Below are 12,106 nucleotides of genomic sequence, written 5' to 3' on the forward strand. Positions count from 1 at the left end.
TCACCCAGCAATCACTCAGGCTAGTCCGCCCCGCGCGAGCGGGGATGATCCGAACATCTTCTGGCTGCAACAGCGCCCGGGTGAGTCCGCCCCGCGCGAGCGGGGATAATCCTTACGGTGACGTCGTCTGCGTCCAAGCGCGGATGTCCGCCCCCGCCCGAGCGGGGATGATCCCACGAGGTCTTGCTCGACGAGCTTGTCAACCTCGTCCGCCCCGCGCGAGCGGGGATGATCCCACGGTGGTGGGGGAACTGACCGCCGAGTGCTTGTCCGCCCCGCGCGAGCGGGGATGATCCCGCGTTGCCGTCGATCGGCACCGCCGGCTACGTGTCCGCCCCGCGCGAGCGGGGATGATCCTTCGTTCCGTGGTTTGAGTGGCGCTTGGGGTTCGTCCGCCCCGCGCGAGCGGGGATGATCCCGCCCAGGGGCAGGGCGTTGCGATGGTCAACGGGTCCGCCCCGCGCGAGCGGGGATGATCCCGCCCAGGGGCAGGGCGTTGCGATGGTCAACGGGTCCGCCCCGCGCGAGCGGGGATGATCCCGCACAGACCGGCGCGCTGACGTCGGCCGGCGTGTCCGCCCCGCGCGAGCGGGGATGATCCCGATCTTCCTGCTGGCAAACGCCGGTATCCAAGGGTCCGCCCCGGCGCGAGCGGGGATGATCGATCCCTGGCAGGGAGGCTCGGATTGACCAACGCCAACGTGCGCCCCGCGCGAGCGGTTAACAGACGCTCCTCAACAAGCTGGTGTCGTCGTCATCCGAGAAGTGTCAGTCCCCTCAATCGGGGACGATCCCAGCCAGTAGTCGAGTCTAAGGTGCGTCGTCTGCCCCACACTGCCAGCGCTGATTCGGCGCGTTCACTCGCGTGTCGGGGATTGGCCTCTGAATACACAGACACCCAATTTCAGGGCGTCGAGTACATACCCGACTGCGCGGCTCTCGGCACAATCGGGAAGGTCTTGGGCTCATAGTTCGCACGAATGGTCCGTTTAGATGACATTGCGAGGTCTCGCACGCTTTTGCGTAGATTGTCCGAGAAGATCGCCAGAGACCACCCAGACAGGAGAAACACCCGAAATGACGCAACAGCCCCCGCAGCAGCCCTACCCAGGCCAACCCGGCCAGCCGTACCCTCAGCAGCCGTACCCAGCGCCTCCGAAGAAGCGGAAGAAATGGCCGTGGATCCTGCTCGCTCTGGTTGTCGTGATCCTCGCCCTCGCCGGCGGATGCGTGGCGATCGTCGGAACAGCTGTCGACTCCGTCGACAAGCAGTCGAAGTCGACGACCACCATCACTTACCAGGTAACCGGCGACGGCAGCAAGGCCTCGATCACCTACACCGCCTCCGACTCGAACATATCCCAAGACACCGCAGCGAGTCTCCCGTGGAGTAAGGACGTGACGCTGACCGGATTCGTGAAAGTCGCATCGCTCACCGCAACGAACGACTTCGAAGCCGACGCGTCGTCAACGATCAAGTGCGAGGTTGTCGTCAACGGCAAGGTCAAGTTCACCAATACCGCGAAGGGACCTGGTGCGTCCGCGTCCTGCTCGGGATCGATCGACTGAGGCGCCAACACCCGCCATGTTCGCTCGCGGCGATCCGGCGTTGCCGGTTTGCCTCGCCGCGGTCTCGCCGTGACTTCCGAAGAGCGGGTCGAGTTGAGCCCTTGCATGCGTGTCGGACAAGTCGCGGCCAGTGCCCACGACTTGCTGTGGGTGCATTCCGAGTGCATCGTCACGAGTGGGAGCCCGTCGACTTCGACGGCATTATGCTGATGCGCCGTCCCACCGACAACGCAACGACTCGGAACCTAGTTCGCAGCAGGTAGAGCAACGGGTAAAGATGCATCGAGTCAGGCGGCGAAAGTGAATGAGAATCTTGCTATCGCCACCCTGCGGCGCAGGTCAGCAAGTGCCTGCCCCGCGCGAGCGGGGATGATCCCTTCGCGGTCCACACCTGCGGATCGTCACCGCCGCCTGCCCCGCGCGAGCGGGGACGATCCCTCGTCGATGACGAACGGGTCGCAGTCCTCTTGGTCTGCCCCGCGCGAGCGGGGATGATCCTTCATCCTGGACGGTGGTGTAGTCGGCGCCGTCGTCCGCCCCGCGCGAGCGGGGATGATCCCGAATTGTGTGTACAGGCAACGGGTTTGAGGGTGTCCGCCCCGCGCGAGCGGGGATGATCCATTGCTGCGGTCGTCGACGACGACCCACTCGGAGTCCGCCCCGCGCGAGCGGGGTTGATCCCAAGCCGGCCGGCAACCGGGCACGGCTCATCCGGTCCGCCCCGCGCGAGCGGGGATGATCCCTGTAGCGTCAGTCTTCCTACTAATAGAGAGTGCGCGCCCCGCGCGAGCAGGGATGATCCCAGGAGTATGGCCAGGAATCGCCAACATGAGTAGTTCAACCCCGCGCGAGCGGGGATGATGCCACGCCCTCTTGTCTTCAACGACTTCCGGGTCGTGCGCCCGCACGAACCAGTCATGGTCCTACACGTGAGTGCCGCAGCTACCAGCCGCGATGCAGCTATTCGACGTCGGGGCCTTCGGTTCACTGCTCGCATCAGCGAATACATCGGCGGTGTGCACGGAGAGCTGGCTCGGGCCGTCGAGTCGAGACGGTCCGGAGCAGCGGAAGGCGCGATCCTAGAGCCCTACGGCCATCTGGCCACAATATTGCCTCCGTGTCCCCACGTCCTCGCCCGGCGTGAGTGGCAGTGTTGCTGGACCGCCACGGCGTGATCGCACGTACGTGAGTGTCTACCCACCACTCGTCGACACTCTCACTCACTGTCCGAGGGCTCGGATAATGAGTCGGCCACCATCTGGTTCGCCCGCGGGCTGCGAGCAATCACATGGCCTGGATCCGCACCCGGTCCGCTAGCTAGGCCGGGTTCTCAAACCCCGCCGCGTGAACGGGACTGAAGCGGAATCCACTTTCACAGGCCCGCTCCTTGGGGCTTCTTCAGTGACATTTCACACGCAACTTAACGCTGACGTGTAGCGGTGGGTCAGTAGCAACTTTTTCCTAGCTATTCTGCTGTTAGTAGTCGCAATGAACTCAATTCACCAACCACTACACCAGCTGACCGCCAACGTCAGCCCCTACGTTCGCGACATGCTCGTGGAAAACCGGGAACGCGCCCACAGTCACGTCATGTCTGCGTTTCAGCGCGCCATCAGTGACGAGTCGCCGCGATCCGAGCTCGGCATCCTCTGGTACTTGGATCCCGCGGCAGCGCTCCTGACCGTCCGGTCACGGGTGCCGACGCTACGTTCCAGCCTGCTCGGAGACGTCCGGAGCGTCTGCGATGTTTCTGCACCTTCCGTGGGATCGGAGGTGCAGGTGAGATTGTTCTGCAATATCCAGAAGACACCATCGCCGCATGTACCTCCGGAGTTGCACCGGGCCGTCAAGGCACAGACGGGCAAGGCGTACCGATCGCGGCTGGTAATCGTGCCCGACGCCGAACGCGCAGACTGGGCCGTTCGCCGCCTCCAACGCGCCGGGCTTGTTGCTGATCCAGCCGCCGTCACGGTCGGCCGCATCAGCTCGGCCAGGTTGGGCCGACGCGGCCAAAGTATCCCCGCAGCAGAACTCACGGCTCGCGCCACAGTCCACGACTCCGCCCTGCTCACCGAAGCCATCGGCAACGGCGTCGGCAAGGGCAAAAACTACGGGCTCGGCCTGCTCCGTCTTGATTCCGTCGAACTTCACTGAAGTCATCACGATTTCGCCACTGTCGAAAGGACCCTGCCATGCCATCTGACCTGAAAAAGACCGTGTATCGACATGTCACCAACTCAGACACCGCTGGGCTGGTGATCGAGACCGAACTGATCCCTCTCGGGGGACGCAACGTCGCCGTGGCGCCCCCCACTTATGCGGGGGCAGAGCGCGACCGGAACAAGGGGCCGCAGTTCGCTGAGACCGCGCAAGCGTTCGTCCCCTCCAAGGATGGGCGGGGCTGGTACCGCGAGATCCGCCGCGATGGCGAGGACCCCGTCTTGGCGCGGCGCGTCCTCATCGACAGCGTGGCGTCGCAGAGTGGCCGCGCGGAGTCCGCGCTATGGGAAATCCAAGAACAGCTGGGGCTGGAGTTGCCCGGCATCACGATCACCGGGTCGTACAGCGGCGAGCCGGCGAGCGAATTGGAACGCCAGACGGCCGACGCGCTCAACACCACGATCTCCACCTGGACCGCACCCCACCGTCAGGCCGACGCCTGGATCCGGTTCGCGGAGACCGCGGACGGCGAGCAAGTGTGGCAACAAGACGTCCCAGATTCGGTGAAGCGTCTGATCACCTCCACCAGCGCCGCTACGGGCGAGCGCCTCTACAGCAACTTCCCGAACTCAGCCCTCTACGGGTACTGGTTGTCGTCGGGAACGGCGTCGCGCCACAAGCTGCCGCGCGCCTATTCGTCAGAGATCGTCGGCTTCGGCGTCCGGCCGGTCATCACCGGAACCACCAAGCTCGACGCCGGTGGTGGCGCCTCCGAGAAGTCCAAGGTCAAGATCGGCACCGACGGGAAGTTGAGCATCGGGTCAGGCAATAAGCCGTCGAGCGCCGGGTTCGGCCAGGTACCCAGCCAGCCGGTCACTACCGGCTACCTCTGTGAGCTGATCCTTCAGCAGGCAAGTCTCTCTTTGACGATGCTCCGTTCCCTCACCTTCCAAGACCAGAAAGTCAAGGACGCTGCGCTGACCGTGCTCACTCTGCTCGGCATGACGGGACATCACCTCGCCGGCCAGGACGGCTTCCTCCGCAGCAGCTGTTCGTTGGTTCCGATCACGGACCGGTGGGGTTGGATACGTCGGGGTGATCTGCACCCCGAGCCGCTCGACGTAACGGGATTCGATGAGTTGAGGGACGCGCTGCTAGAAGCTATCCGGGATGCCGAGGCCCTCGGCCTGTCGTTCGCCGAGCCCGTCCAGCTGCGGTTCTCCGAGGCCGAGCGCGATCTGATCGAGGAGCGGGTCAGGCTGGAATCTGCCAAGCAGAGCACGGAGGGCGAGTGAGCATCGTCGTCCGGGTCACTCTGCTCCGGGCCACGTACCACGGCCTGGCGCGCGATGAACGCGTGCAGTGGCCGCCGGACCCGGTCCGCCTACTCGGTGCTCTCAAGAGCGGGGTCCATGCGCTGGACGGTTCCCCCTCGTCGGCGACCGCGCACAGCGCCCTGAACCGCCTGGTCGAAGCATCACCGCCGACGATCAGAACTCCGCGCCACGTCCGGCTCGAACATCCCGACACCTACACCGACCGCACCGGCCTGCCGCTCAGGCTTTCCTCCAAGTACGAGGAACAGCCTGCGCGACTGCTGACACTGGCGCCCTTCGGCATGGATTCGTCGAATCGGGTTACAAAGCGACGCGACGGCGTCGCACTGGCCGGTCACGTCCTCGACTTCGAGATCGACGTCGACATGCCACCGAACGAGGTGTCTGCGCTGGATGCGGCAGCACGTCATATCCCCTACTTCGGGCGATCCGAGGACGCGGCCATGGTTGAGGTACAGCAGCAGGCGAGGGAGACGACCGACGACGACCTGGTGGCGTGGTATCCGTCCGACGATCCCGACGGCAACTCCCGCGGGTGGCAGCCCAACACTCTCGAGTGGATGGACGAGAACTACCTGCGGGTGTTCTCGGATGACCCGGTGGTGTCGTCACTCCCCTCCTTGCCTCCCACCGGATACGTCCGTCCGCTGACCTACAGCACGGACGCTCCACTCGCCATCCAGCCCGCCGCGACCGCACTGATCGTCCTCCCGCTGCGCGTCTCGACCGACCAATACCGGACACCGCGACTCTTGGGCCGATTGCACGAGCACAAGCTCATGCCCTCAGGATGGAAGCCCCTCCCGCTGACTGCCAGTTTCCACCAGAACTCCGACGGCCGACTGGTCGGCCTGGGTTTCTACCCCAGCGACGACGCCGACACGACCGAACCCCCTGCCCAGTGGCTTCCGAAACTCCATGAGAAACTCAGCGGGGACCAAGCACAGCAGCGGCAATTGGCATCGCTGCTCCCCGAGACCTGGACCGGCCCGGCCCGACGCTGGACGTCGACAACACCCCTCCGCGGATTTCCGCAGCTGATGATCCTCGAGGACGCGCTGAGGCGGGAAGCGGAACAACGTTTCGGTCTCGATGTCGAAATCATCGAGGCCTCGACGCACGCACGGACCCGCCGCGAGCACCGGTGGGCCAACTCCACCTATACCGACGGGTTCGGATTGTGGTGGGTCACTTTGGAATTCACCCAGCCGCTCACGGGTCCCCTCCAGTTGGGGGCCAGCACCAAACACGGGTTTGGAGCGTTCCTACCGAAGACACAAGGGGGACAGTCATGACCTTTCCTTCGTTCCCCGAGTTCTTCAAGGCCGCCAACGGCCACGATCCGTACGTATGGCAGCAAAGGCTCGCCGACCATCTGCGAGAGCACGGCCGATGGCCGTGGCATGTAGACGTCCCCACTGGTCTCGGCAAGACCTCCTGCATCGACATCGCCGTCTACGAACTGGCCCGCCAAGTGCATGACGGCGACCGCCGCACGGCACCACAGCGCATCTTCCACGTGGTGGATCGCCGCACCATCATCGACAGCGCCGTCGATCACTCCTCGAAGCTCGCACAGCAGATCAACCAAGCGACGTCGGGGCCCTCGGCCGCGATACGGACAGCTCTATCGAGGCTCACGCCGGAGGGCTCGGCCGAGGTCATCCACGTGGTCGGCATCCACGGCGAGCGTCCGGATGATCGCCAGTGGATGCAACGTGCCACGGGATGCACGATCGCCTCTATGACCAGTCACCAGTTCGTCTCGCGTCTGCTTCTGCGCGGCCACGGAGTGTCTCCTGGGAACCGGCCCGTCGCCGCGGCTCTGTGCGCAATCGATCGGTTAGTACTATTCGACGAACCTCACTTGTCGACGCAGGCCGTCCACACCATCCTCGCCACAGAACGGCTGCAGGGCCGCGCCGTGGAGGAGCTGGGGCTTCCCCGCTCTTCCACCGTGCTGCTCGGCGCCACGGTTCCCTCCTATCTCACTGCGTTGGGAGACGATTCGATCTGGGTGGAGATCGACCGTGAACGAGAAGGAGCAAAGGAGCGTCTCCGCGCATTACGGCCCGTCACCGCGGACTGGGCGGCCGGCACCGACTCGGCCACCTCCAAAGCCCTGGTAGACGCGGCGCGCCGGATGGTGGAATCCGGTGCCAACAGGACCGTGGTCTTCGCCAACACCGTGGGGATGGCGCAGGAAGTCCATAGCGCGCTCGTCGGCAAACTCAATTCGTCCAAGTCACCGATTCCGGTGCGGCTGGTGACCTCCCGCTTCCGGCCGCGGGACAAGCCGAAGAAGAAGGACCTCGAAGAACCGGGAGTGATCGTCGCGACACAGACCCTGGAGGTCGGCGTCGATACGAGCTTCGACGCGCTCGTCACCGAACTGTGTCCGTGGAGCTCCCTGCTGCAGCGCCTCGGAAGGTTCAACAGGTATGGAGAGTTCAACGCGGACAAGACCTTCGAACGTAGGCCTGCCGTGGTCGTCGCGGGATGGGATGCCGTCCGCGATGAGCCCTCACCGCGCAAGGCGTCGGTGAGTGTCTACGGCACGGCGCAGCTGGACGCCTGTGCTCGTTCACTCCGGGGTCTGATGGGCGCGAACGACGGGGGCGTCGTCAACTTGAGTCCGGCCGGACTAGCGGGCGTCGACCAGAGCAAGTTGGAACCAGAGCAACCCCGCGTGGGCACCCTGACCTCCGCCATGCTGCCGCTCATCGCACAGACAAGACCGACGCCGGAAGCGGACATTCCCGTCGATGCCCTGATCTCGGGACCCGACACGAACGCCTCAGCCGAGGTCGAAGTCGCTTGGAGAGACAACTTAGACGTCTTCGACGTCCACGATGTCACTCTGCGGGTGTCTCCCACCGAAGTCGTCTCCATCCCGCGAAACGCATGGGCGGCCTTTCTCGCCGCAGACAAGAAGCCGACAGAGAACCTGCACGACATCGAGGCCGCACCGGAACCGCAGAGCCCCGCGCCAGACGTCAAGCGCCTTGACCTGTATCGGGTCTGGGATCCTGCGGACGGGACGTGGGTGATCCCCTCGGAGCGCCAGCTTGTCCGTTCCGATCGTGTGGTCATGAGCTCCACGCTGGGGGGTTACGCGCCCGAGCTCGGCTGGACGGGCTCGCATACCGAGGTGAAGGGGCTGGATATCTCCGGGGAAGCCGCGCAGGAAGATCTCGATCGGCTGTTCTACGGCGGCCGGCCCGTGGACCTGATCCTTCGCCGCGAAGACCTCGACACGAATGCCTCTGGCGCAGTTGAGAAACTCGTCGAGGCCTTCAACGACGCTCACGAGGAGCTGTCCAGAGGCGTCCCGTGGAAGGATATCGACGACGCCGCCGTCATCAAGGCTTCAGAAGCCTACGTCGAATCACTGATCTCGACGCCTACCACCGATGATGTGGTCCCCGAACGAGCACAAGCCCCCACGCCGCAGCCGAAGGCGACCGTCGTGGGCCTCATCCCCGACACCGTGATCGTTCGCGTCAAGGTGACACTGACCCACAGCAGCGACCGAGTGCCACTCGACGAGCACCAGGCGCAGGTCGGCGCCTGGGCCAGCGCCGATGCAACCGCGGCGGGGCTCAACTCTGAATTGATCGGAGAGGTCGCGTACGCCGGGGCACACCACGACGACGGCAAATCGTATGAAGTGTTCCAGGATTACCTCGGCGGTGACCAGACGACCCTGCTGGCCAAATCGGGCAGACCGGCCGAGCTCCCCTGGGTGGACCGACGACGGCGGGCGGAGGTCGGTCTGCCGAACGGCTGGCGGCACGAGATGGAATCGGTACGCCGGATCCCGCAGGCGTCTGCGTTGGTTCGGCATCTCGTCGGCTCGCATCACGGATGGTTCCGACCGGTGGCGCCGCCGACTCCGTACGCCGCGGGCCACGACGGGTATCCCCTGCCCGTTGCCCACGGGGACGACTTCGACCAGCTCAACGCTCGCTTCGGCGTCTGGGGACTGGCGTATCTGGAGTCGCTGGTGAGAATGGCCGACTGGCGTGCCTCTGCCCATCCGCAGAAGTGCTCCGATGTGCAGGCGCTGCCTGAGGTCGCTCCGCGCGTATCGCCGACTGACCCGTCGCCGGTCTCGCGGACTGCCCATTCATTTCCCGGATTGCATACCCATCCGATGACAGGCTGGTTCGCGGCCGTCGGGCTGCTCGCAGCGGCAGCACGCACCGATCCCGGAGCTCGTCTGCGCTGGGAGCCGTTATCCTCGGACGCGACCGAAACACCGTTGGTCCCGGTACTGACGACTTCCGAGCAACCAGAGCAGCTGGTCCGACGGATCATCGAGTCGGCATCGTGGCGATCGGCCCGGGAACTTACCGACGGTGTGTTGGCCGGCGGGGGCCTCAAGATCAAAGGACAGAAGGTGGGACCGGCCTCGGCCTTGCACGGCTTGCTGGAGTCCGCCGAGGAGCAACAAGAATGGTTGCTGTCGGGACTTCTCAACGACTTGGCACCCGCTGAGGCGTCGTCGAAGATCCCGCTCGCCATCGCTCCCTTCGCCAACAACGCCACGTACCTGGGTATTGCCTTCGAGCGCGTTGATCGAGGGAAGATGTCTGCTCGTTCCGCCGACGAGGCACTTGAGGCCCTTACGACGACCTCGGCAGGGTTCTCACACACCAAGTGCGACGGCGGAATGGATCGAAACTTGGCTGAGACACCGGGCGTGAACGGTCTCGGCGATCCCGTCACCCGTCTCAGTCGGTCCGCACTGGCGCCGCTGGCGCTGTATGGGATGGCGAGCCTTGGCGCGGGACCCGTGCGAGGCATTGGAGTGGTGACGGCAGGTGACGTCGCGCTGCCTCTGCCAATCGCCGAGCACACATTTCCCCAGTTGCGTGCCCTGACCTATCTGGGTAGCGGCCGGCGTCGGTGGCCGTGGGCGTCAGCAGGACTCGAATGGATCTACGCGGCCGAGAAACAACCCCTCACCGCCTATGAGGCGGTCTGGAATGGACGGGCAACCTTGCGTAGCTGAATCTCACGGCTCGATGCCGCGGAACAACCAACAGGGACACGTCTCGTGTCGGCCAAGGCGGAGTGTGGCACCGTCGGGCATTTGACCGAAGCAGACGTTGCTCGACTTCACCGTGCCAACCCATCGAGAGTGGCGGCCTGATCGGCAATGAGTGGACCGCCACCAAGGGTAGTCGAGCTGCGGTCAGCTCACGAGGCACAACGGTGTGTAGTCGCTGCGTCCGCCCGTCGTCGGGGATACGAGGAATAGGCACGGGTTGAAGCCGAGTTTCTCCACCTCGCTGCGCAGCCGCAGAAGCTGGGCCGTGGAGATCACCCGATCCCGGCTCAGAGCGAAGCCGGACAGGCGCGTGGGGTCGCCGACGATCGCGTACTGATAGGCCCTGCCGGGACGCTCGTCGTCGGCGACCCAGGCGACAATGTAATTGGGGTGATTCTGCGGATCGATGGTGTTCGGCACTCCGGGAAAGCTGACGACGAATTGGGCTCCGGTCTTCTTGTCGGCCAGGTCGGCGCGGCCGACGACACCGTCGGGCATCCCGGTCGGCGAGATGCATCGGTTGTCGACTTTGATGGTGGTCGCGCTGATCAGCGAGTACGTGGCGTGCGTGTCGCGCGCGCAGCGGATGCTGTAGAAGCCGGGTATCGCTGCCTGCTGCCACCAAGTTCCCAGGTAACGTGCCGTATCCAGCGATGGCACCGGCGTCAGCGCGCCGCCGGGTGCTGCCTGAGCGGGACCACCGACGGCGGTGGTCAATGCGACTGCGGCGGCGACGGTTGCCAATACGGTGCGGATCGTCGTGCGCGAGAACATGAGTGTCCTTCCGGTCGTGTCTGCAAGTCTCCGCATAGTGCTTCGGAGCCACGACACGAGCGGATAGGTCGCTGACTGGTCTATGCAAGCGCCAGCTCTGGTTAGCGCCGTCAATAATTCGAGTCAGCTCGCGACTCAATCACCCCCGTATGCTCCGCGACGACGTCCCGTGTCCACTCGCCGCCGCGTCAGTCTGTTGCCCGGGAACGACGGGCGGTCAGAAATAGTGTCTGACCTGTGTTCTGTCGAGTGAGCCAACAGGGCAACTATCGAGCCTCCTCGTCTAGCGTCATCGGATGCTTCGGTCGTAGCCGTCGCGCCTCGCGCGTGAGCTCCGGACGTATGCTAGTCACCATGACGATCACACGCGACGAACTCCACGCCCTGGTTGATCGCGTGCCCGCGCAGGACCTCGATCGGGCAGCCAGCGCCCTGTCCACATTGACCGACGGACGGTCCGCTCCGCCACGTCCCCGTTCGTTGGGCGCGATCGACGGCGAACCGAACGACTCCGCACAGGTCGACGAGTTACTGGCCGAGGGCTTCGGACGTTGATCCTGATCGACACCGGCGTACTGGTTGCACTGGTCAACCGCCGCGATGTCAATCACGAAGCTTGCCGCGAGTGGTTCCTCAGTACTACGGTGGCCGACCTCGCGATCGCATCTCCGCTCCTGTCTGAAATCTGCTACATGATCGCCCTGCGTGGTGGCCCGACCGCCGAACACCTCTTCCTACTTGATCTGGCCGATGGACTCTACGGACGGGTCATCGAGATCACCCAGGCCGACCTCCAGCGCATGGCCGAACTAGTGAACCGATACGCCGACCTACCACTGGGCGGCGCGGATGCCTCCATAATCGCTATCGCCGAACGCCTTGATGTCCGCGAAGTTGCAACCATCGATCGCAGACACTTCACCGTCGTCCGCCCGGAACACGTCGCGCACCTGACGCTGCTCCCACATCAACTTTCGTAGTCAGCCCTGACATGACGCGGCCGAGACGGACACGAATTTGTCCCATGCGGTTGCGGCCAGTTCCGTCACGAGGGCTCTCGCTGACGCACAAGACGCTCTGAGTTCTTCCATGTTCGTTCGAACGTTTCCGCATCGACCTCTGCCACTACGAGAAGATTTGGCAATTGAAGGCAACGAGCCTGCCACTCGACCGTCATCGATTCTGGTGGCGGCGCGACCGGTCCAACTCC

8 protein-coding genes and 1 CRISPR repeat array (1 of these 9 only partly in view) are annotated in these 12,106 nt (G+C 64.6%); of the genes, 7 read left to right on the forward strand and 1 reads right to left on the reverse strand.

The features are described from left to right. Nucleotides 1-664: direct repeats of the CRISPR family, unit length 25 nt; unit sequence CGCCCCGCGCGAGCGGGGATGATCC; it begins 35 nt to the left of the window's first position. A gap of 413 nt (nucleotides 665-1,077) precedes the next feature. The 5 genes from HH308_RS11550 (at nucleotide 1,078) to cas3g (ending at nucleotide 10,083) form a co-directional block, all read left to right on the forward strand. Further along, nucleotides 1,078-1,569: an MmpS family transport accessory protein gene (locus tag HH308_RS11550; RefSeq protein ID WP_170194353.1), complete on the forward strand. Its 492-nt coding sequence runs from the start codon at nucleotides 1,078-1,080 to the stop codon at nucleotides 1,567-1,569. Nucleotides 1,570-3,120: 1,551 nt separating this feature from the next. Further along, on the forward strand, nucleotides 3,121-3,723 hold the full coding sequence (locus HH308_RS11555) for a type I-E CRISPR-associated protein Cas6/Cse3/CasE (RefSeq protein ID WP_281362962.1): 603 nt from the start codon (nucleotides 3,121-3,123) through the stop codon (nucleotides 3,721-3,723). A 101-nt stretch (nucleotides 3,724-3,824) separates the two neighbouring features. Continuing rightward, nucleotides 3,825-5,024: a type I-G CRISPR-associated RAMP protein Csb1/Cas7g gene (cas7g, locus tag HH308_RS11560; RefSeq protein WP_170194355.1), complete on the forward strand. Its 1,200-nt coding sequence runs from the start codon at nucleotides 3,825-3,827 to the stop codon at nucleotides 5,022-5,024. Next, nucleotides 5,021-6,361 (forward strand): type I-G CRISPR-associated protein Csb2, encoded by a 1,341-nt coding sequence (gene csb2, locus HH308_RS11565; protein ID WP_170194356.1) that lies wholly within the window; start codon nucleotides 5,021-5,023, stop codon nucleotides 6,359-6,361. The genes cas7g and csb2 overlap by 4 nt, the downstream gene beginning before the upstream one ends. Continuing rightward, the gene (cas3g, locus tag HH308_RS30690; RefSeq protein ID WP_446684916.1) at nucleotides 6,358-10,083 is read left to right on the forward strand and encodes a type I-G CRISPR-associated helicase/endonuclease Cas3g; all 3,726 of its coding nucleotides are present in this window, start codon (nucleotides 6,358-6,360) and stop codon (nucleotides 10,081-10,083) included. Before csb2 ends, cas3g begins: the two co-directional genes overlap by 4 nt. 183 nt (nucleotides 10,084-10,266) lie before the next feature. Here the strand turns inward: cas3g and HH308_RS11570 are convergent, their stop codons facing one another. Then, on the reverse strand, nucleotides 10,267-10,896 hold the full coding sequence (locus HH308_RS11570) for a lipocalin family protein (RefSeq protein ID WP_170194357.1): 630 nt from the start codon (nucleotides 10,894-10,896) through the stop codon (nucleotides 10,267-10,269). A 354-nt stretch (nucleotides 10,897-11,250) separates the two neighbouring features. Between HH308_RS11570 and HH308_RS11575 the strand changes: the two genes are divergently transcribed. Together HH308_RS11575 and HH308_RS11580 are read left to right on the forward strand one after the other, a co-directional pair. Beyond that, entirely contained in the window at nucleotides 11,251-11,451 is a 201-nt protein-coding gene (locus tag HH308_RS11575) for a hypothetical protein (protein ID WP_170194358.1), read from the forward strand. Continuing rightward, nucleotides 11,448-11,876, forward strand: a complete 429-nt coding sequence (locus tag HH308_RS11580) for a type II toxin-antitoxin system VapC family toxin (RefSeq protein WP_170194359.1) — start codon at nucleotides 11,448-11,450, stop codon at nucleotides 11,874-11,876. The genes HH308_RS11575 and HH308_RS11580 overlap by 4 nt, the downstream gene beginning before the upstream one ends. Nucleotides 11,877-12,106 lie beyond the last annotated feature (230 nt).

The sequence above is a fragment of the Gordonia asplenii genome, from assembly GCF_012933505.1.
GTDB lineage: Bacteria > Actinomycetota > Actinomycetes > Mycobacteriales > Mycobacteriaceae > Gordonia > Gordonia asplenii.

Coding starts and splice junctions, on each gene's coding strand:
- HH308_RS11555 (WP_281362962.1), top strand. CDS start 3,121: ATGCTCGTGGAAAACCGGGAACGCGCCCACAGTCACGTCATGTCTGCG.
- HH308_RS11550 (WP_170194353.1), top strand. CDS start 1,078: ATGACGCAACAGCCCCCGCAGCAGCCCTACCCAGGCCAACCCGGCCAG.
- cas3g (WP_446684916.1), top strand. CDS start 6,358: ATGACCTTTCCTTCGTTCCCCGAGTTCTTCAAGGCCGCCAACGGCCAC.
- HH308_RS11575 (WP_170194358.1), top strand. CDS start 11,251: ATGACGATCACACGCGACGAACTCCACGCCCTGGTTGATCGCGTGCCC.
- HH308_RS11570 (WP_170194357.1), bottom strand. CDS start 10,896: ATGTTCTCGCGCACGACGATCCGCACCGTATTGGCAACCGTCGCCGCC.